The sequence below is a fragment of the Agrobacterium tumefaciens genome, from assembly GCF_013318015.2.
Classification (GTDB): domain Bacteria; phylum Pseudomonadota; class Alphaproteobacteria; order Rhizobiales; family Rhizobiaceae; genus Agrobacterium; species Agrobacterium tumefaciens.
Genome location: NZ_CP115841.1, coordinates 1,416,371 through 1,435,960 on the forward strand (window position 1 = coordinate 1,416,371; position 19,590 = coordinate 1,435,960).

Sequence of the window (19,590 nt, forward strand, 5' to 3'; positions counted from 1 at the left end):
CTTTCGGTTGGCTATTCAACAGGATGTTGATTGCGCCCTCCTATAGAACAGGAGGCGAACGCTTGGAACCGGTTTTTATCGAAATAATGCCACGGCGGCTAAAATCTGCCGGTGATAAACAGCCTTTGTCGGGCGCCACGTCTTGCATAACGCGTCCCCTTCCCCGATTTTGCTGAGCATGCGTCCCGCCATTCTCGATCCGCTATTTGCTTCCGTCTCCACCCTTGCCGGTGTGGGGCCGAAGCTTGCCGACCTTCTGGCCAAACTGCTGAGCCGGGAAAATGCCGACGACACCCGCGTGATCGATCTTCTGTTCCACGCACCATCAAACGTCATCGACCGGCGCAACCGCCCGGGCATCGCGCTTGCCGCTCCCGGCGCCATTGTCACCATCCAGGGACGTGTCGACCGGCATCAGCCAGCTCCACCGGGCAATCGTTCCGCGCCCTACCGTGTTTTCCTGCATGACGAGACCGGGGAACTGGCGCTGACCTTCTTCCGCGCCAAGGGAGACTGGCTTTCCAAGGCCTTGCCCGTCGATGAAGAGGTTCTCGTCAGCGGCAAGGTGGACTGGTTCAACGGCCGCGCCTCCATGGTGCATCCGGATTTCATGGTGAAGCTCTCCGAGGCAGAGAACCTGCCGCTGGTCGAAGCCGTTTATCCGATGACAGCCGGGCTGTCTCCGAAGGTGCTGCGGCGGGCAATTGAAGGCGGACTTTCGAAACTGCCGGTCTTTCCCGAATGGATCGACGAGACCCTGAAGACCCGTCAGGGGTTCGGAGACGTGGCATCGAGCTTCCGTGAATTGCACGACCCACGCGACAGCGCCGATATCGATCCTCAGGCCCCGGCACGCAGACGGCTCGCCTACGACGAATTCTTGGCCGGGCAGCTGTCACTGGCGCTGGTGCGGCAAAGACTGCGCAAGGTCGCGGGCCAGCCGATCCGCGCCAAGGGGGACATTGCTGCAAAAATCCTGTCGCAACTGCCCTTCTCCCTGACGCCGAGCCAGAATGCCTCGGTGAAAGATATCCTGACCGATATGGCCAGCGAGGACCGTATGTTGCGGCTGTTGCAGGGCGATGTCGGCGCGGGCAAGACGCTGGTGGCGCTGATGGCTATGGCAACCGCCGTCGAGGCCGGCGGACAGGCGGTGTTGATGGCCCCGACCGAAATTCTTGCCCGGCAGCATTTCGCCACCATCTCCAAACTCGCCAATGCCGCGGGCATTACGGTTGAGGTGCTGACCGGCCGCACCAAGGGCAAGGAGCGTCGCGAGATCGAAGAACGCGTGGCCTCCGGTGAGGCACAGATCGTCATCGGCACCCACGCGCTGTTCCAGGACAGCGTGAGTTACAAGAACCTCGTGCTGGCCGTGGTGGATGAGCAGCACCGTTTCGGCGTACACCAGCGCCTGCGTCTCACCGCCAAGGGCATCACGCCGCATATGCTTGTTATGACCGCCACGCCCATTCCGCGCACGCTGGTGCTGGCCGCCTTCGGCGACATGGATGTGTCGAAACTCACCGAAAAACCGGCCGGACGAAAACCCATCCAGACCGTGACGATCCCCACCGAACGCATCGGCGATATTGTCGAGAGGCTGCGCGCCGCGCTGAAGGAAGGCAAGAAGGCCTACTGGATCTGCCCGCTGGTGGAGGAGACGGAAGAGTCCGACCTGATGTCGGCGGAAGAACGACATGCGGTTCTCTCGCAGATGCTCGGTGCCAATATCGGTCTCATCCATGGGCGCATGAGCGGCCCGGAGAAGGACGCCGCCATGCTGGCTTTCAAGAACGGCGAAACCCGGCTGCTGGTGGCAACGACAGTGGTGGAAGTGGGTGTCGACGTTCCGGACGCCACGATCATGGTCATCGAACATGCCGAACGTTTCGGCCTGGCCCAGCTTCACCAGCTGCGTGGCCGGGTTGGACGCGGTGACGAGGCCTCCACCTGCATCCTGCTCTACAAGGGGCCGCTCAGCGAAAACGGCCGCGCCCGACTTTCCATCCTGCGCGACAGCGAGGACGGCTTCCTGATTGCGGAAGAGGATTTGAAGCTGCGCGGCGAAGGCGAACTCCTCGGCACCCGCCAGTCCGGCACGCCGGGCTTCCGCATCGCCAGCCTCGAAGCCCATGCCGATCTCCTGGAAATCGCCCGCAAGGACGCCGCCTATGTCATCGAGCGCGACCCCGAACTGACCGGCCCGCGCGGCGAAAGCCTGCGCACCCTGCTCTATCTGCACCGCCGCGACGAAGCTATCCGCTTCCTGCACGCCGGCTGAAAGTGAACCGCCATGAACATGATCGACCCACGCCGCCCACCGCCCGCCTTCAGAAAGGGCTACGCGCTCTGCTCACCGCAAAACATCCTGCAACCCGACACCTTCGCCAAAAGCCAGAAGAAAGCGATCGGCAAGGCCTTCAAAAAGCCAGGCCGCAAGAAGGCATGGACAGAGGCACTGGAACAGGGCTGGAGCGTGCGGCTGGTCTACATGCGGCTTTTCGTCCCCGTGTTCCATGCGACCACGACGGGAACAGAGGTGGATGATCTCGATGACGAGGATTGATTTGGTCCATTCAATAGACTAATCTAAAGCGAGATTTAACGCTTAAGGTTAGCCATGCAGATATCCGTAACTGATGCAAAAGGCCAACTGACAGAATTGGTACGACGCGCCGAGGCCGGGGACGAAATCATTCTCACCCGGCATGGTCATGCAGCAGTGCGGCTGGTTCCAGTGGTTGTTGTGGCGGATAAAAAATCCCGCAGGGCCGTGCTTGATAAAGTGCGCGCGGCCGTCGCGACCAAGAGCGACGATGGCCCGGATGCCGCGCATAGTCAGGATTTCCTTTACGACGAGCACGGCCTTCCAAAATGATGGTCATCGATACATCTGCTCTGCTTGCAATCCTGCTTGATGAACCCACAGCAGATGCATGTGCCATGGCTCTCGATACGGATGAACCATTGCTGATATCCGCCGGTACGCTTGCCGAAGCTGTGATCGTAGCGCAAAGACGTGGCCGCAGCCGGGAACTCGAGATGCTGATCGAAGGGCTGAGCGTCGAAATCAAACCCGTTACTGCTAAATCAATCCGTGGCATTTCGGAAGCCATCGCATCTGGGGAAAGGGTATCCACCCCGCCGGGCTGAATTTCGGAGACTGCTTTGCCTATGAGCTGGCAAAAGCTGAAGGCTGCCCTTTGCTTTATGTCGGCAACGACTTTTCGCAAACAGATATCAGCGGCCTCCTGTAAGGCTCAAACCGGCGCAATCATTTTCGGCGGCGTGAAATCCGGAGCCACCAGTCCACCTGAAATCAGCAGTTTCGCCGCGTCTTCCGGTGTCATGTCCAGCATCACGATCTTGTCCTTCGGCACGAACAGCAGGAAACCCGCCGTCGGCACCGGAGTCGGTGGCAGGAAGACGGCAACCATCTCCTGGCCCATCTCGTTGAAGCGATGGGCAAGCTCTCCCTTGACCTCCGAGGATACGAATACCATCGCCCAAGTGCCGGGTGACGGAAACTCGATCAGGCCGACCTTCTTGAAAGAGTTCGAATGCTCTTTCAGGACGGATTCGAACAGCTGCTTGATGCTCTTGTAGATCGGCCGCACCAGCGGCATGCGGTTGAGAACGGATTCGCCGACGCCGACGATCCATTTGCCAATGAGGTTGTTGCCGAGAAAGCCGATGAGTGTGATGCCGATGACGGCGATCAGCAGGCCGAAGCCGGGGATCGCCACATCGAAATATTGCTCGGGATCGTAACGGGCGGGAATATAGGGCTTAACCCAGCTATCCGCCCATTGCAGGAAGCTCCATACCAGCCACATGGTGATGGTGACAGGCGCAAGGATGAGGACGCCCGTGAGGAAGCTGTTGCGCAGACGGGCTGCGAATGAAATTTTGACTGGAATATCGGTCATTTACCGTTCGGAATTAAGCGTTGTCGCTATCGAAACCCGGATGAAAACCGACAATGCCGGATGGAGTTCCGCCATGCAAGCGAAGAACTGTGAAATATTCGTCAGGAATCCCCTTGCCGCTCAGGCCCTCAACATGGCGAAAACCGAAGCGGCCGTAATAGTCCGGATCGCCAGCGACAACTGCGCCAGAAGCACTCAGACGGTCCAGCGCGGCAAGCCCTTCCCGAACCAGCCCTGAGCCGACACCCTGCCTTTGCCGGTCCGGCGCCACCGATAAGGGCGCAAGACAGAACCAGCCGGTCTCGCCGCCCGACAGTGTTACCGGTGAAAAACCGATATGGCCGATGATGCCTTCGCTGTCCTCGGCAACCAGAGAAACAGCCAGCGCACCGGCCTTGCGAAGCCGTTCGATGATCACATGTTCCGTCTTGTCGCTGTAATCGACGTTACGGAAGGCATCTTCCGTAACGCGAGCAATCGCCTCTTCCTCACCTTGCCGCTCCGGCCGGATGATCATTCCACCGTCACCGATTTCGCCAGATTGCGTGGCTGGTCCACATCCGTGCCCATGAAGACGGCGGTGTGATAGGCCAGCAGCTGGATCGGCAGCGAGAAGACCATCGGCGCGATCAGCTCGTCGACATTGGGCAGCGTGATCGTCGCCATGGTGTCGAGCTTGGAGGCAGCGGCACCCTTCTCGTCGGTGATGAAGATGATGCGGCCACCGCGCGCGGCCACTTCCTGCATGTTCGAAACGGTCTTTTCAAAGAAGCGGTCATGCGGTGCGATGACGATGACAGGCATGTTTTCGTCGATCAGTGCGATTGGCCCATGCTTCAGCTCGCCGGCTGCATATCCTTCGGCATGGATATATGAAATTTCCTTGAGCTTCAGGGCGCCCTCCAGCGCCAGCGGGAAGCTGGTGCCGCGGCCGAGATAAAGTACATCCTTGAAGCGCGACAGATCGCGCGACAGCGCCTCGATCTGCGGCTGGATGAGGTTCAGCACCTTGCTCATGATGCGCGGCATCTCGATAAGCTGCTGCACAAGCTCCTTTTCCTCGCCCGGCTTAAGCGTACCGCGCGCCTTGCCCGCGGCAACCGCGAGCGAAGCGAGCACGGCAAGCTGGCAGGTGAAGGCCTTGGTGGAGGCCACGCCGATTTCCGGGCCGGCGAGGATCGGAAAGATCGCATCCGATTCGCGCGCCATGGTCGATTCACGTGTATTGACCACTGCGCCGATCTTCAGTCCCTCTTGCTGGCAGTAACGCAAGGCCGCCAGCGTATCGGCGGTTTCGCCCGATTGCGAAATGAACAGCGCGGCCTGCGTGGGAACGAGCGGTATCTCGCGGTAACGGAATTCCGATGCGACATCGATTTCCACCGGCAGGCGCGCGTAACGTTCGAACCAGTATTTGCCGATCAGGCCGGAAAGATAGGCCGTGCCGCAGGCAGAAATGGCAAGGCCGGAAAGCCTGGCGAAATCGATTGCCGTGTCGGCATCCTTCACGGTTTTGGAGGCGAAATCCACATAGTGGCTGAGCGCATGGGAAATGACTTCCGGCTGTTCATAGATTTCCTTTTCCATGAAATGGCGGTGGTTGCCCTTGTCGACCACGAAAGCCGTCGCCTGCGAAATCTGGCGCTCGCGTTTCACCGGGTTGCCGGAGAAATCGATGATTTCCGCACCGTCACGGGTCACGATGGCGCAGTCGCCATCCACCAGATAGGTGATCTCATTGGTGAAAGGCGAAAGCGCGATCGCGTCGGACCCCAGAAACATCTCGCCCCTGCCGTAACCGACGGCAAGCGGCGGGCCGGAGCGCGCCGAAAGCAGCGTATGGGGATCGTCCTGAAACATCACCACCAGCGCATAGGCACCGGTCACGTGGTTCAGCATCTTCAGCATCGCCTCGCGATGGCCAAGCCCTTCGCGGGTGTATTTTGCCAGAAGCTGCGCCACCACTTCGGTGTCGGTCTGGGTGGTGAAGGTTGCGCCCTCGGCGCTCAGTTCCTCGCGCAATTCGGAGAAGTTTTCGATGATGCCGTTATGAACGACGGCAACGCCTTCGACGAAATGCGGGTGGGCGTTGGTTTCGTTCGGCACGCCGTGCGTCGCCCAGCGCGTATGCGCGATGCCGACGACACCTGGCAGCGGCTTTTCAGAGACCAGCTTTTCCAGATTGAACAGCTTGCCTTCCGCCCGGCGACGGTCCATCGCGCCATTTTCGATGGTGGCGACACCCGCCGAATCGTAACCGCGATATTCGAGGCGCTTCAGCGCATCGACAAGCCGTTCAGCAACGGGCTGCGTTCCGACAATTCCGACAATTCCGCACATATATTTCTCCAGACGGCGATCTCTTCACCGAAACTTCCAGAGTATTTCCGCCTTTCCCTGAAATGCGAAAATACACCACCTTTTTTTTCTGATGCATTTCCGGACGTAAAACCGCTGCGCACCTTTACTGGAAATGCTTTAACCGTTTCTCTGAAATCGGCAATTATCCCGCCGGTCACTTTCAGTATCGCTCGGTAACGTCATCTAAGAGGATTTTTTCTTCGCTTCCTTCAGCGCTTTCGCCCGCTCGCGCAACGCGACCGCCCTGCCCGGTTTCACCTCCTGGCGCGCGCGCCCGAAAGCCAGCGCATCGGCAGGCACGTCATCGGTAATCACGCTGCCGGAGGCGATATAGGCCCGCTCTCCAATGGAGACGGGAGCAACCAGCGACGAATTCGAGCCGATGAAGCTGTTGGCTCCGATCCGCGTTTCGGACTTGTTGTAACCGTCATAATTGCAGGTGATGGCACCCGCGCCGATATTGCTGCCTGCACCCACGAAAGCATCGCCGATATAGGTCAAATGGTTGACCTTTGCGCCCTCGCCGATCTCGGCCTTCTTGACCTCACAGAAATTGCCGACCTTGGCGTTGGCGTGCAGGTTTGCACCCGGACGCAACCGCGCAAATGGACCGACAACCGCACCCTGGGCCAGATAGGCCCCTTCCAGATGCGAAAATGCATGAATGATCGCACCCGGCTCGATCGTCACGCCGGGACCGAAAACGACGTTGGGCTCGATCAGGACATCCTGACCGATCTTCGTATCGAAGGAAAGGAATACTGTCTCAGGCGCGATCATCGAAACGCCGTCGACCATCAATTCGTGACGGCGGCGCTCCTGCCAGAGCCTCTCGATGAAGGCGAGTTCAGCGCGGTTGTTGCAGCCGGTCAATTCCTTTTCCGGCGCATCGATGGCAATGGCGCGGCGGCCGAGAGAACGGGCGATCTCGACGATGTCAGTCAGATAATATTCGCCCTTCACATTGCTGTTGCCGATCCGATCCAGCAGATCCAGCGCATTGCGGCCGTTGATGGCCATCAATCCGCTGTTGCACCAGGTGACCTTGCGCTCCTCGTCGGTGGCGTCCTTTTCCTCGCGGATCGCGACCAGCTCGCCATTCTCGACCAGAAGCCGCCCGTAACCCGTGGGACGGTCAGTATGGAACCCGATAACGGCGACATCGGCACCGTCGGCAATCGCCTCGCGCGCCCTGTCGAGCGTGGCTGAGGTGATGAGCGGCACATCGCCATAAGCGACGATGACATCGTCAAAACCGCGTTCGATCGCCTCGCGTGCGGCAAGAACCGCATGCCCGGTGCCCTTGCGTTCCTTTTGCAGGAAAGCCTCGACCTGCAGGCCCTTGAGACTTGCCGCAGCAGCGACATTGTCGGCATCGCGCCCGACCACCAGCGCCACCGCGCCGACGCCCGCTCCAGCAACAGCCTCCACCACATGCCCGATCATCGGGCGTCCAGCGACCGGATGAAGCACCTTGGACTTCGAAGACTTCATGCGCGTGCTGTCGCCCGCTGCGAGAATAACGGCTAGAGAGCTGCGCTCCATAAGACCTCCAACACCCCGTCACCGGCCACAGGCGGCCCGGACAGGGGCAATGTTTGACTTTACGCCGGCCAGCACTGCGGACGGGCGTATGGGTGATTTCTTTCCGGCACTGCTATAACGGCGCCCCACTTAAGAAACCATGCAAATCTCCACCAAATTTCCACGCCGATTTTCATCAAACGTGATCAGCGGCAGGCTGGCATGATCTATGGGCGGGAGTTACGGGCCGTGAATTCGAGTATCTGCTGACGGCCGTTTTCAATCAGCCTTTCCATCTCGCGCCGGGCTGCCCCCTCATCACGCAGGCGAAACGCTTCAACGAGTCGCAGGTGAGAGGCAGACACGTCGGAAATCTCGTTGGGATCGGCTTCCGGGTTGCTCATCCGGAAAATGCCCGCCAGCGCCGCCTTTATCAGCGAACCGACGGTGCGCATGAACGGGTTGCCGGACATTTCGGTGATGAGAACGTGGAAATTCATATCCGCAAGCGCGCGCTTTTCCTTGGAATAAGCCGTGTTGCCCATCTCGTTGGCGTAAGCGACAAGCCTTGCGATATCGGCGTCTTTTGCCCTGGCGGCAGCAAGACCCGCGCCATAGGGTTCGAACGCCTGGCGGATATCGTAGAGATGCAGCAGGAATTCCTCGCTGACACCAGCCTCGAAGTGCCAGAGCAGCACCTCGCTGTCGAACATGTTCCAGCTTTCGCGCTCCGTCACACGGGTACCGATGCGCGCCTTGGGGGAGATCATGCCCTTGGCGGTGAGCGTCTTCATCGCCTCGCGAAGCACCGTTCGAGAGACTTTCAGCCGCTCCATCAGCTCGGCATCGCCCGGCAGGATGTCACCCGTCTTGAAAACTCCGGACACGATATCGAGACCGAGCTTGTGAACGACCTGAGCATGATTTGTCCGCAACTTTCGAAAACCGATCGCCGCATCGAGCATTCCGCGCTGCAAATTCCATGTCCTTCCGTTCGGTTGAAGATGTAAAAATCGCGCCTGACTTGTGTAATCCAGGAAAGCAGCCCGATTTTCAACGCAGAATACAGTGAAAAACATCAACGCGCGTGAAAAGCAAAGCCAAACTTCGTTCGAACAATAAAACACATCAAAATAACAAAGACCGCGCATGAATTGCATGCGCGGTCCCGTTAGCAGCTAGTACCTGCGTGTCACATTATTGCGGCAGCTTGTCGTCCACGCCGGCAACGTAGAAGTTGAGGCCGAGCAGCACGCCGTCTTCAGCCTTCTCACCCGCCTTCAGCCATTCCGAACCGTCCTGCTTCTTCACCGGACCGGTAAAGGGGTGCAACTCGCCCGACTTGATCTTGGCTTCGGTTTCCTCAGCCATCTTCTTCACGTCATCAGGCATGTTGGTGTAAGGCGCCATGGTCAGGATGCCGTCCTTCAGGCCGTCCCAGATGGATTCGGACTTCCACGTGCCGTCAAGCAGGGCCTGCGTGCGCTTGATGTAATAAGCGCCCCAGGTGTCCTTGATCGCGGTCAGCTGTGTCTCCGGACCGGCCTTGATCATATCGGAAGCCTGACCGAAGGCCTTGATGCCGCGCTCGGCTGCAACCTGCATCGGAGCAGTCGTATCGGTGTGCTGCGTCAGGATATCGACGCCCTGGTCGATAAGCGCCTTGGCGGCATCGGCTTCCTTGCCGGGGTCAAACCAGGTGTTGGCCCAGACGACCTTGACCTTGAACTCAGGATTGACGGACTGCGCGCCAAGAACGAAAGCGTCGATGCCCATCACCACTTCCGGGATCGGGAAGGAAGCGATGTAGCCGGCAACACCCTTCTTCGACATCTTTGCGGCGATCTGGCCCTGAATGTAGCGGCCTTCATAGAAACGCGAATTGTAGGTTGCGACGTTTTCGGCGGTCTTGAAGCCGGTGGCGTGCTCGAACTTCACCTTGGGGAACTTCTGGGCAACCTTAACGGTCGCATCCATGAAGCCGAAGGAAGTGGTGAAGACCAGCTCACAGCCGGAACGTGCCATGCGCTCGATGGCGCGTTCGGCATCCGGGCCTTCCGGAACGCTTTCGAGGAACGGCGTTTCGATCTTGTCGCCGAAATGCTTCTGCAGCTCTTCGCGACCGATTTCATGCGCCTGCGTCCAGCCGCCATCGGTGCGGCTGCCGACATAGATGAAGCAGACCTTCTTTGCGTCGGCGGCCTCAGCCGAAGAAACGACGCCTCCAAGAGCCGCTATGGAAGCAGCAAGTGCGATGACCAGTTTTTTCATTTTTACCCCTGTTTGGTTTGGAGACTGGAAGTTTTTCTCACCGGTCCGGCACGAAGGATTTGCCCAGCGATGCCGGCGTGTTGATCAAGGTCGTGCGGCGATTATGCGAGATGATGACCAGCACGACAATAGTTGCGATATAGGGCAGCGCCGAAAGCAGTTGCGACGGCACGCCAATGCCGAATGCCTGGGCGTGCAACTGCCCGATGGTGACAGCGCCGAACAGATAACCGCCTGCCAGCACCCGCCATGGACGCCAGGACGCGAAGACGACGAGCGCCAGTGCAATCCAGCCGCGCCCGGCCGACATGTTTTCCACCCATTGCGGCGTATAGACCAGCGAAAGCTGCGCGCCGGCAAGCCCCGCGCACGCACCGCCGAACATGACAGCCAGATAGCGTGTGCGGATGACGTTGATGCCAAGCGCATGGGCAGAACCGTGATTGTCGCCGATGGCGCGGATCTTGAGACCCGTGCGGCTCTTGAACAAAAACCAGCTTATGCCGGCAACGAGCGCGATGGACATGTAGAAGATCAGGTCTTGTCGGAACAGCAAGGGGCCGATGAAGGGTATCTCCGACAGCACCGGAAAGACGATGGGCTGCAGCTTGACGCCCGGCAGGCCAACGAAGCTTTCGCCCAGCATGCCGGAAACGCCAAGACCGAGAATGGTCAGCGCAAGGCCAGTCGCCACCTGGTTGGTAACGAGCGTCAGCGTCAGGAAACCGAAGAGCAGCGAGAAAACCGCGCCCGACGCGATACCGGCCAGAATGCCAAGATAGGGCGAACCGGTCATATGCGCGGCAGCGAAAGCGCAGACCGCACCCATGATCATCATGCCCTCGACGCCGAGATTAAGGACGCCGGAGCGTTCCGCCACCAGCTCGCCCGAGGCGGCAAGGACGAGCGGTGTGGCGGCAGTGATGACCGTGAGAAGGATGGCCTGAAGCATATCCATCATGCCGCTCCTTGGCTGTTATGCGCCTTGCCGGTGAAGACGACCCTGATGCGGTAGAAGATCAACGTATCGCAGGAGAGTACGAAGAACAGCATCAGCCCCTGAAACACACGCGTCACCTTGTCAGACACACCGATGGAAAGCTGCGCCGCCTCACCACCAAGATAGGTCAGTGCAAGCACCAGCCCGGAGAGGATGATACCGAGCGGATTGAGGCGGCCTAGAAAGGCGACGATGATGGCGGTGAAGCCGTAACCCGGAGAAATGCTGGGCTGAAGATGGCCGATGGAGCCGGAGGCTTCCGAAATGCCCGCAAGCCCGGCAAGCGCGCCGGAAAGCAGCATCGAAAACCAGACCATGCGGCTCGATGAGAAACCGGCAAAACGCCCTGCCCGCGCCGATTGGCCAAGAACCGTAACCTCGAAGCCTTTCAGCATGTAACGCATCATGAACCACAGCGCGATGGCCGCTACGATGGCAAACACGAAACCCCAATGCGCCCGGCCCGATGCCAGCATTTCCGGCAGCACTGCGCTCTCGTTGAAGGGTTTCGTCTGCGGGAAGTTATAGCCGCCCGGATCGCGCCAGATGCCGCGCGTCAGCCAGTCGAGAAAAAGCTGCGCGACATAGACCAGCATCAGGCTGACGAGGATTTCGTTGGTGTTGAACTTCGTCTTCAACAGCGCCGGAATACCGGCATAGAGTGCGCCACCGATGGCGCCCATAACCAGCATCAACGGCAGGATGAGTGGCGAATGCCAGTCCGGATAAAGCACCGGCAGGATGGAACCGGTGATCGCGCCGATGGTGAATTGTCCTTCCGCGCCGATGTTCCAGTTGTTGGAGCGATAACAGATAGACAGGCCAACCGCGATCAGGATCAGCGGTGCGGCCTTGATCGCCAGCTCATGCAGCGACCAGACCTCCAGCAGTGGCTCGATGAAAAAGGCGTAAAGCGCATCAAGCGGATTTTTACCGAGTATGGCGAACATGATGGCGCCGACGAGCAGCGTCAGCACCAGTGCCAGAAGCGGCGAGAGAAGGGTAAATAGCTTCGAGATCCCTGCCCGTTTTTCAAGCTCAATGCGCATGCTGGGCGGCTCCTGACTGTGTGTGGACGCCGCCCATCAGCAGGCCGATCTTTTCAAGCGTCATGTCTTCCACCGGATAGGCCTGCGAAAGCTGCCCATCGGAAATGACTGCGATATTGGTGGCGACCTCGAAGATTTCATCGAGGTCCTGGCTGATGACGATGACGGCAGAGCCGGCTTTGGCGAGATCGACAAGCGCCTGCCGGATACGGCTCGCCGCCCCCGCATCCACACCCCATGTTGGCTGGTTGACAACAAGCACGGCCGGTTGACGATCCAGCTCTCGCCCGACGATGAATTTTTGCAGATTGCCACCCGACAGAGATCCCGCCAGCGGATCTGCCCCGCTTTTGCGCACATCCATGGTTTCCGATATGCGCCGCGCCGCCGCCTTGATAGCTGAACCCCTGACGATGCGCAGAAAACCGCCCGTCAGAAAGGCCTTACGGTCGGAGCGCGCCCGCGCCAGCAGAAGATTGTCGGAAAGGCTCATGCCGGGAACCGCGGCATGGCCGTGGCGCTCCTCGGGTACGAAACCGGCGCCCATCAGCCGTCGGCCATTGATGCCGATGCGGCCGACCGGCTTGCCGCGGAGATGGATCGCATCATTATTATAGACGGGATATTCGCCCGAAAGCGCATCGAACAACTCGCCCTGCCCGTTTCCGGCAACCCCGGCAATCGCCAGCACTTCGCCGGCGCGCACAGTCATGGAAACCGCTTTCAACGCCACGGCAAAGGGCGTGCGTGGCGCAACGGAAAGCCCCATGACTTCGATCTGCGGTTGACCGAGGGCGTCGCCCGTCGGTCGCGAAACGCTTGCGACATCACTGCCCACCATCATGCGCGCCAGAGATGCCGGTGTTTCCTTGCGCGGATCGCAGGCGCCCGTAACCTTGCCATGGCGCAGAACGGTGGCGCGGTCGCAGATACGCTGCACCTCTTCCAGCCGGTGGCTGATATAAAGCACCGAACGGCCTTCGGCCTTCAGCTTCGCCAGCGTCTCGAACAGCTTGTCCGCCTCCTGCGGCGTCAAAACCGAGGTCGGCTCGTCGAGAATGATAAGGCGCGGGTTCTGCAACAGGGCGCGCACGATCTCGATACGCTGGCGCTCGCCAACCGAAAGATCGGCGACATGCGCATTGGGATCGAGAGGCAGGCCATAGGCGCGCGAAAGCTGTTCCGCTTCCTTGGCGATTTCCTTCAATGAAATTTTCGGGTCTAGCGACAGGGCGATGTTTTCAGCAACCGTCAACGCCTCAAACAGGGAGAAATGCTGGAAGACCATGCCGATGCCGAGCCTGCGGGCCTCGCTTGGCGAACCTATGGAAACCGGCTGACCCTGCCAGACGATATCACCCTCGCTCGGCGAGAGCACGCCGAACAGCATCTTGACGAGCGTGGACTTGCCCGCGCCGTTTTCACCCAGAAGCGCGTGGATTTCGCCCGGCGCTATATCGAGGTCGATGCCGTTGCATGCGGCGAAATTGCCGAACAGCTTGGTCAGCTTGCGAACGGACAGGAGAGGCACGGCCTCCGGCGCCATAGTTCCAGTCACGAATTCCCTCTCTACACCGGCTACCCATGCTTTCTTCGAAGCATTTCAGCAACCGTGGTCATTGTTCCCAATCAGGCTACAACACGTATGCAATGCTGCGCGATCATGATTTATTGATAACTGTTTTGCTGCTGCGCACAACTGAAAAAGACGTTGCTTAAATGCAATTTGCACAAGCAATAAACGGCTTTACGCTTTTCTTATTTCGCGCCGAGCGCGGGGAAAAACTGCAATATTCCGCCGATGCAATAGAGATAAAGCCCGCTCGCCACGAAGCCGATCACCGCCCAGGACGGCGTTTCGAAATGCATCAGCAACGCATAACCGCCAAGCGCGCACCAGACGAACACGATTGCCAGATTAAGCGGTCGCAATCGCTTCACGCGCACCGGATGCAGGAAATTGATCGGCAGGAATGTCAGGAACACCGAGATGGTAACGACCGTCATGGCTGTTGTGGCGCTGGCATCCATGACGAACAGCGTGAACACCACCATGTTCCACACCACCGGGAAGCCGGAGAAGAAATATTCATCCGTCTTCATACCCATGTCGGCATAATAGATGGCGCTCGACACCACGATCATGCCAGCCGCCACGAAGGACAGCGGCTCGCCGATCATGCCGCTCTGGTAAAGCGCAAAGGCGGGCAAGAGCACATAGGTGACATAGTCGATGATATTGTCGAGCGTATCGCCGGACCAGTTGGGCAGAACTTCCTTCACCCGAACCTTGCGGGCGATGGGTCCGTCAATGCCATCCACCAGCAGCGCAAGCCCCAGCCACCAGAACATGTCGACAAAGCGGTGCTCGGAAGCGGCGACGACGCCAAGAAAAGCCAGAAACGACCCGGATGCCGTCAAAATATGAACGGAAAAGGCGCGGATTTCCGCGTAGGGAACACGCTTGTAGTTGAAAATTTTCATGGTCAGCGTCTGCGCCCCGCTTTTCATCCGCCCTGTTCATTCCGGTATGCGGCCATTCACCACGCTTTGCAACCGGCTGATCTGGCTTATCCTAGGACTAATATAGCGGTACAACCAACGAATGTGTACGCCGGGATGTTCCGGGGTCAAAGTGGATTTACCCGCGCAAAGCCTTTATGATGCCTTGGAAATAACAACGGATCAGGACCATGAGACACTTCGATATCGCCATTACCGGTGCGGGACTTGCGGGCCAGATTGCGGCCATAGCGCTTGCGCGGGCGGGCCGCCACGTGGCGCTTGTTGCGCCCTCCAGCGAAAAGAAGGACCGGCGCACGACGGCGCTGATGGACCAGTCGATCCGCTTCATGGACCGCCTTGGCCTCTGGTCGCGCATAGCCCCTGCCGCAGCCCGTCTTTCCACCATGCAGATCATTGACGGCACCGACCGCCTGCTGCGCGCGCCCACCGTGCAGTTCCGCTCCTCTGAAATCGGGCTGGATGCATTCGGCTGGAATATTCCCAATGAGGCGCTGCTTGGCGTGCTTAGCGAAGCGGTCGAACAGGAACACAATATTACCCGCTTCGAAACCACCGCCGAGACGATTGATATCGGCAACGACCGTGTATCGGTAACACTTGGCGATGGTGAAGCGCTCTCCGCCGATTTTCTGATCGGCGCGGATGGCAGGAAGTCGATGGTGCGGGATGCAGCCGCAATCGGCGTCAAATCCTGGTCCTATCCGCAGACGGCCATCGTTTTGAACTTCAGCCATAGCCGGCCGCACGGAAATGTCTCGACAGAATTCCATACGCCCACGGGCCCTTTCACGCAGGTTCCCCTGCCCGGCGACCGCTCCAGCCTCGTCTGGGTTGTCACTCCAGCGCAAGCGGAAGAGCTGACGGCACTGCCGCTTGAAGCGTTCAGCCTCAGGGTGGAGGAGCGCATGCAATCCATGCTCGGCGCCGTTACGGTGGAAGACAGCGTGCAGGCATGGCCACTGTCTTCCATGACCGCGCATCGCTTCGGCAAGGGCCGCGTCGCCCTGATCGGCGAGGCTGCACATGGTTTCCCGCCCATCGGCGCACAGGGTCTGAACCTCAGCCTGCGCGACATCATCGCCCTCACCGAACTGCTCGGCGCCGTCTCCGACCGCCCGATTGCGGCGGATGCCGGCAGCAGCTTCGACCGCAAGCGGCGGGCGGATGTCTACACCCGCACCCTCAGCGTCGATCTCCTCAACCGGTCGCTGCTTTCCGATCTACTGCCGGTGCAGATGGCGCGCGCGGCTGGTCTGCATGTGTTATCCGGCATCGGCACGCTCAGAAGCATGGTCATGCGCGAAGGCATCGAGCCGGGGCGCGGGCTGAAGGCCCTGCCCTCGCTGCTGTTCGGCAGCTTCAAAAAGGCTGGATGAAATAAACCACGCCCGTCAGCGTGAAGACCGAAAGCACCGTCGAAATCAGGATCGTCGCCGACGCCCTCTCCTGCCAGACGTGATATTGCTGACCGATGACGAAGACATTTGTCGCGGTCGGCAAGCCCGCAAGCAGCACGGCGGAATAGATCCATACCGGTTCGAACCGCCCGAGCGACGAGAGCACAAGATAAGCGGCAAGCGGATGCAGGATAAGCTTTGCCGGGACGATATAGCTGATTTCGACCGGCACCCGCTTCATTGGCCGCAGCGCCAGCGTGACACCCATGGCAAACAGAGCGCATGGTGCCGCCGATTGCGCCAGATAGTCCACCAGCCGCTGCACCGCCTCCGGCGGCTGCCATGACAGCGAAGCGGCCAGAAAACCGGCGATTACCGACACGATGAACGGGTGAGTAATGACCTTGCGCGCCACATCCAGCGCAAGCCTTGCTGCAGAGCGCTTGTCACCGCCCGCAACCGCCATCATCGCCGGTGCGACGATGAAATGGGCGGCGTTTTCGAGACAGACGATCAGCGCGACGGGCACTGCCGCTTTTTCACCGAGCGCCAGAAGCGCAAGCCCCGGACCCATATAGCCAATATTGCCGTAGCTTGCCGCGAAACTCTGGATCGTCGTTTCGGCGAGATTGTTCTTTCTCACGAACCGGCCTATCAGGAACACAGCCAAGAAAATGCCGTAGGTGCAGGCAAGACTGGCGGCAACGAAATCCATGCGCGTCAGTTCTTCCACCGGCGTTTTCGACACCAGCTTAAAAAACAGCGCCGGAAGCGCCGCATAAATGATGAAGGTGTTCAGCCAGCCCATCGCCTCGACCGGCTGTTTCGTTATGCGCGCCGCGCCGTAGCCGATGAAGATCAGGCCGAAAAACGGCAAAAGCAATCCGACGATATCGGCCACAGTCTTTCCCACGCGTATGAAATACGCGGGGAGGCTTAGCCGATTTTCATCAGGATCGGAAAGGTCTCCTGGAACCAGATCGCCACATTGGTGATGAAACCGGTCATGAAAGCGAGGCCGGTGAGCACCAGCAACACACCCATCAGCTTTTCCACAAGACCGAGATGGCGGCGGAAACGGACGAGGAAACGCATGAAGGAACCGGAAAAGGCGGCAGCAATCCAGAACGGCACCGCAAGGCCAAGCGAATAGACCGCAAGCAGCATCGCGCCATCGCCAACCGTGTCACGCGAGGCGGCAATGCCGAGGATCGCGCCGAGGACAGGACCGATGCAGGGCGTCCAGCCGAAGGCAAAGGCAAGGCCCATGACATAGGCGCCGGAAAGCGTGGCCGGTTTGCCCGCCCCCTGAAACCGCGCCTCGCGCGAGAACAGGCCAATGCGGAAAACGCCGAGAAAATTCAGACCCATCAGGATGATGATGAAACCGCCAATCTTGGCGAGAATATCGAGGTTCTGGCGCAACAGCGTGCCGATCGTCGAAGCACCGGCACCCAGCGCCACGAAGACCGTGGCAAAACCGAGCGTGAAGAAGAAAGCCGAAAACAGCACGGCCCTGCGGATTTCAGGCCGCGGCGCGGTATTCTCCGTCCTGAACTGCTCCACCGAAACACCGGCCATATAGCAGAGGTAAGGCGGCACCAACGGCAGGACGCAGGGCGACAGAAATGAAAGGGCACCGGCCAGAAGCGCGCTGAACAGGGAAATATCGGCAATCGACAAGAAAGAACTCCGCATTGACGCATGTCTCCCAAAAGCGGGAATCGGTTTTGGGATAACGTCACGCGCAAAAAGATAAGCAAGGTACGTCGCGATTCCCGAGATTCGCCGCGTTTCACGCTCTCATTTTGGCGCATGCCATTGCCGCAAAACGATTTCACCCGTTTGCCAGACATGTCTGAAGCCGCTTTTATCCCCAGCCGCCCCCTCTCTCCAATCACCTTTTCGGGGGTGCGACAAAAAAAACCGGATTGATTGTAGAAAGCGCTTTTTTTGGGTTGACCGAACGGATCGCTCTACCTATGTTCCGCGCACTTCCGAAGGGCATCCCAGCCCCGACACGGGAGAGCGTAGCTCAGCCGGTAGAGCAACTGACTTTTAATCAGTAGGTCCAGGGTTCGAATCCCTGCGCTCTCACCACCTTCATCAAAGATATCAGTAAGTTAAGACGCATAATGCTCATCGATATGTTCGCTGGCGGTAACGATATGCGCTTGCGCCGCGTGACTTGAAGTTGCGTTACGACAGATCTCGTCCCTGAAACTGCCTCCCAGAATAACGCAAATCGCCGCCCTCCCCGACACGCCGTCCCCTGGCTCGCGAACCGGCCGATAAGGCCACTCAATGCAAAGCATGGTACGATGGCGTGTGCTAATACCTGATCCGTGTAGGGGCGACCTTCGGTCCGGAGGCGGTCGTCGGATTGGCGCGAGCCAAGGGAGAAAGAGCAATGGCAACCCATATCGAAGACGACAGTGACATGCTCATACCTCAGGATCTGGCGGAGGGAGCGAGCCGTTATCTGGGAAAACCGCTTGAGCTGCTGCCGGACAGGGAAAAAGCAATATTTCGTCGTCTTGCAGCAAGGCGCACCATCTCGGCGGACGCGAATGCGGTTTTCGACGAGAGACTGACGCCCGGCCAGCGGCTTGCGGATGCGGTTGCCAAATTCGGTGGTTCCTGGACCTTTATCCTTATATTTGCGGCTTTGCTTGCGATATGGCTGAGCGCAAACATCATCGCGGCTTCGAACGCCTTCGATCCCTACCCGTTCATTTTCCTCAACCTCATCTTATCCATGCTCGCAGCGGTTCAGGCGCCGGTGATCATGATGAGCCAGAACCGACATGCGGCCAAGGATCGGATCGACGCCGCACATGACTACGAGGTCAATCTGAAGGCAGAGATCGAAATAATGGCGCTGCACGATAAGTTCGATCGGATGCGCTCTATCGAGCTGAAAGCCCTCGTCGATAAACAGCAGCAGCAGATCGACCTTTTGACAAAACTCGTGCTGAAACAACCAGGCTAGAAAATTTACGACAAAATACGGAAAATCGCGCCCGCGCGCCGATTCCATGTGCAACGGAACGCGCTTTGTGTGCCGGTGGTACAGTAGCAGCTGCAGCACTTCATGGATGGTTTCCAGACAAGCTATGTGCTTGCGCATCCCTCATATAGAGCGCAGAATAAATCAATCGCAGCATTTGAAGCGGGCGCTGTTGTGTGAAGGTGCATCTGCCTTGGCCCCAACCAAAGGAGGACGAAATGTCTTCCATCAATCGAAAACGAAATGTCGATCCAGATCGTGCGCCCCTGCTCGTCAAGGCGATCGACAGGCTTGAAAAAGATGCTGCAACGTTATGCGGTTCGTCGAAACTCGACGCGTGCAGGCGAGTTCTGATCGCCGCCATTCGGCGTGGTTCCGGCAGGCGTAAACCAATCCCGGCTGCGTCGGCTCCTCACCATAAGAACCGGGACATATTTCGGTCTACCCAAAAATCCGGAAGCCCGGCTGTCGAGAGATGGGAAAATGAAGGCGGCGCGATCAGATGATCGTTGTCACCTGC

General features: G+C 59.0%; 18 protein-coding genes, 1 tRNA gene and 1 pseudogene. 8 read left to right on the forward strand and 12 right to left on the reverse strand.

Annotation, left to right across the window (positions count from 1 at the left end):
* Positions 1–178 precede the first annotated feature (178 nt).
* From recG to G6L97_RS07075, 4 genes and pseudogenes are all read left to right on the forward strand, one after another.
* The gene (recG, locus tag G6L97_RS07060) at positions 179–2,284 is read left to right on the forward strand and encodes an ATP-dependent DNA helicase RecG (protein ID WP_065659298.1); all 2,106 of its coding nucleotides are present in this window, start codon (positions 179–181) and stop codon (positions 2,282–2,284) included.
* A 12-nt stretch (positions 2,285–2,296) separates the two neighbouring features.
* Positions 2,297–2,569: a hypothetical protein gene (locus G6L97_RS07065; RefSeq protein WP_003515743.1), complete on the forward strand. Its 273-nt coding sequence runs from the start codon at positions 2,297–2,299 to the stop codon at positions 2,567–2,569.
* A 54-nt stretch (positions 2,570–2,623) separates the two neighbouring features.
* Positions 2,624–2,881, forward strand: coding sequence for a type II toxin-antitoxin system Phd/YefM family antitoxin (locus tag G6L97_RS07070; protein ID WP_003515745.1), 258 nt, complete (start codon positions 2,624–2,626; stop codon positions 2,879–2,881).
* Positions 2,878–3,260: pseudogene (locus G6L97_RS07075) on the forward strand (type II toxin-antitoxin system VapC family toxin). Before G6L97_RS07070 ends, G6L97_RS07075 begins: the two are co-directional and overlap by 4 nt.
* Before the next feature lie 3 nt (positions 3,261–3,263).
* Here the strand turns inward: G6L97_RS07075 and G6L97_RS07080 are convergent.
* The 10 genes from G6L97_RS07080 to pcsA all read right to left on the reverse strand — a co-directional run bounded on the left by G6L97_RS07080 (position 3,264) and on the right by pcsA (position 14,621).
* On the reverse strand, positions 3,264–3,932 hold the full coding sequence (locus tag G6L97_RS07080; RefSeq protein ID WP_003515749.1) for a DUF502 domain-containing protein: 669 nt from the start codon (positions 3,930–3,932) through the stop codon (positions 3,264–3,266).
* Between the two features lie 13 nt (positions 3,933–3,945).
* A complete protein-coding gene (locus G6L97_RS07085) occupies positions 3,946–4,449 on the reverse strand; it encodes a GNAT family N-acetyltransferase (protein ID WP_111782444.1) in 504 nt (167 codons plus the stop codon).
* Positions 4,446–6,272, reverse strand: coding sequence for a glutamine--fructose-6-phosphate transaminase (isomerizing) (gene glmS, locus G6L97_RS07090; protein ID WP_111782443.1), 1,827 nt, complete (start codon positions 6,270–6,272; stop codon positions 4,446–4,448). Before glmS ends, G6L97_RS07085 begins: the two co-directional genes overlap by 4 nt.
* Before the next feature lie 204 nt (positions 6,273–6,476).
* Positions 6,477–7,838: a bifunctional UDP-N-acetylglucosamine diphosphorylase/glucosamine-1-phosphate N-acetyltransferase GlmU gene (glmU, locus tag G6L97_RS07095; RefSeq protein ID WP_019566111.1), complete on the reverse strand. Its 1,362-nt coding sequence runs from the start codon at positions 7,836–7,838 to the stop codon at positions 6,477–6,479.
* Between the two features lie 206 nt (positions 7,839–8,044).
* Positions 8,045–8,782, reverse strand: coding sequence for a FadR/GntR family transcriptional regulator (locus G6L97_RS07100; protein ID WP_003515757.1), 738 nt, complete (start codon positions 8,780–8,782; stop codon positions 8,045–8,047).
* Between the two features lie 232 nt (positions 8,783–9,014).
* Positions 9,015–10,088, reverse strand: a complete 1,074-nt coding sequence (locus G6L97_RS07105; RefSeq protein WP_003515759.1) for a BMP family ABC transporter substrate-binding protein — start codon at positions 10,086–10,088, stop codon at positions 9,015–9,017.
* Positions 10,089–10,125: 37 nt separating this feature from the next.
* Complete coding sequence (locus G6L97_RS07110; RefSeq protein ID WP_019566110.1) at positions 10,126–11,046, reverse strand: ABC transporter permease; 921 nt, start codon at positions 11,044–11,046, stop codon at positions 10,126–10,128.
* Positions 11,046–12,137: an ABC transporter permease gene (locus G6L97_RS07115; RefSeq protein WP_013636336.1), complete on the reverse strand. Its 1,092-nt coding sequence runs from the start codon at positions 12,135–12,137 to the stop codon at positions 11,046–11,048. The genes G6L97_RS07110 and G6L97_RS07115 overlap by 1 nt, the downstream gene beginning before the upstream one ends.
* Entirely contained in the window at positions 12,127–13,683 is a 1,557-nt protein-coding gene (locus tag G6L97_RS07120; RefSeq protein WP_003515765.1) for an ABC transporter ATP-binding protein, read from the reverse strand. The genes G6L97_RS07115 and G6L97_RS07120 overlap by 11 nt, the downstream gene beginning before the upstream one ends.
* A gap of 212 nt (positions 13,684–13,895) precedes the next feature.
* Complete coding sequence (pcsA, locus tag G6L97_RS07125; protein WP_065659360.1) at positions 13,896–14,621, reverse strand: phosphatidylcholine synthase; 726 nt, start codon at positions 14,619–14,621, stop codon at positions 13,896–13,898.
* A 209-nt stretch (positions 14,622–14,830) separates the two neighbouring features.
* Here pcsA and G6L97_RS07130 point away from each other — a divergent pair, with 209 nt between their 5' ends.
* Positions 14,831–16,039: a UbiH/UbiF family hydroxylase gene (locus G6L97_RS07130; protein WP_111782441.1), complete on the forward strand. Its 1,209-nt coding sequence runs from the start codon at positions 14,831–14,833 to the stop codon at positions 16,037–16,039.
* On the opposite strand, the gene G6L97_RS07135 is transcribed toward G6L97_RS07130, so the two are convergent.
* Positions 16,023–16,961, reverse strand: a complete 939-nt coding sequence (locus tag G6L97_RS07135; protein WP_003515770.1) for an AEC family transporter — start codon at positions 16,959–16,961, stop codon at positions 16,023–16,025. The genes G6L97_RS07130 and G6L97_RS07135 overlap by 17 nt on opposite strands.
* Positions 16,962–16,996: 35 nt before the next feature.
* Positions 16,997–17,743 carry a cytochrome c biogenesis CcdA family protein gene (locus G6L97_RS07140; RefSeq protein ID WP_026330910.1) on the reverse strand — a complete coding sequence of 249 codons (747 nt, stop codon included), beginning with the start codon at positions 17,741–17,743 and terminating at the stop codon, positions 16,997–16,999.
* Between the two features lie 341 nt (positions 17,744–18,084).
* Here G6L97_RS07140 and G6L97_RS07145 point away from each other — a divergent pair.
* The 3 genes from G6L97_RS07145 to G6L97_RS07155 all read left to right on the forward strand — a co-directional run bounded on the left by G6L97_RS07145 (position 18,085) and on the right by G6L97_RS07155 (position 19,576).
* Positions 18,085–18,160 (forward strand) — tRNA-Lys (locus G6L97_RS07145).
* A 310-nt stretch (positions 18,161–18,470) separates the two neighbouring features.
* The gene (locus tag G6L97_RS07150; protein ID WP_111782440.1) at positions 18,471–19,052 is read left to right on the forward strand and encodes a DUF1003 domain-containing protein; all 582 of its coding nucleotides are present in this window, start codon (positions 18,471–18,473) and stop codon (positions 19,050–19,052) included.
* A 236-nt stretch (positions 19,053–19,288) separates the two neighbouring features.
* The gene (locus tag G6L97_RS07155) at positions 19,289–19,576 is read left to right on the forward strand and encodes a hypothetical protein (protein ID WP_162686646.1); all 288 of its coding nucleotides are present in this window, start codon (positions 19,289–19,291) and stop codon (positions 19,574–19,576) included.
* Positions 19,577–19,590 lie beyond the last annotated feature (14 nt).

Bases quoted from the DNA above. Each gene is read 5' to 3' on its own strand.
- G6L97_RS07150 (WP_111782440.1), top strand. From the start codon at position 18,471: ATGGCAACCCATATCGAAGACGACAGTGACATGCTCATACCTCAGGAT.
- G6L97_RS07155 (WP_162686646.1), top strand. From the start codon at position 19,289: ATGTCTTCCATCAATCGAAAACGAAATGTCGATCCAGATCGTGCGCCC.
- G6L97_RS07085 (WP_111782444.1), bottom strand. From the start codon at position 4,449: ATGATCATCCGGCCGGAGCGGCAAGGTGAGGAAGAGGCGATTGCTCGC.
- G6L97_RS07105 (WP_003515759.1), bottom strand. From the start codon at position 10,088: ATGAAAAAACTGGTCATCGCACTTGCTGCTTCCATAGCGGCTCTTGGA.
- G6L97_RS07065 (WP_003515743.1), top strand. From the start codon at position 2,297: ATGAACATGATCGACCCACGCCGCCCACCGCCCGCCTTCAGAAAGGGC.
- G6L97_RS07080 (WP_003515749.1), bottom strand. From the start codon at position 3,932: ATGACCGATATTCCAGTCAAAATTTCATTCGCAGCCCGTCTGCGCAAC.
- G6L97_RS07120 (WP_003515765.1), bottom strand. From the start codon at position 13,683: ATGGCGCCGGAGGCCGTGCCTCTCCTGTCCGTTCGCAAGCTGACCAAG.
- G6L97_RS07070 (WP_003515745.1), top strand. From the start codon at position 2,624: ATGCAGATATCCGTAACTGATGCAAAAGGCCAACTGACAGAATTGGTA.
- recG (WP_065659298.1), top strand. From the start codon at position 179: ATGCGTCCCGCCATTCTCGATCCGCTATTTGCTTCCGTCTCCACCCTT.
- glmS (WP_111782443.1), bottom strand. From the start codon at position 6,272: ATGTGCGGAATTGTCGGAATTGTCGGAACGCAGCCCGTTGCTGAACGG.
- glmU (WP_019566111.1), bottom strand. From the start codon at position 7,838: ATGGAGCGCAGCTCTCTAGCCGTTATTCTCGCAGCGGGCGACAGCACG.
- pcsA (WP_065659360.1), bottom strand. From the start codon at position 14,621: ATGAAAATTTTCAACTACAAGCGTGTTCCCTACGCGGAAATCCGCGCC.
- G6L97_RS07100 (WP_003515757.1), bottom strand. From the start codon at position 8,782: ATGCTCGATGCGGCGATCGGTTTTCGAAAGTTGCGGACAAATCATGCT.
- G6L97_RS07130 (WP_111782441.1), top strand. From the start codon at position 14,831: ATGAGACACTTCGATATCGCCATTACCGGTGCGGGACTTGCGGGCCAG.
- G6L97_RS07115 (WP_013636336.1), bottom strand. From the start codon at position 12,137: ATGCGCATTGAGCTTGAAAAACGGGCAGGGATCTCGAAGCTATTTACC.
- G6L97_RS07110 (WP_019566110.1), bottom strand. From the start codon at position 11,046: ATGGATATGCTTCAGGCCATCCTTCTCACGGTCATCACTGCCGCCACA.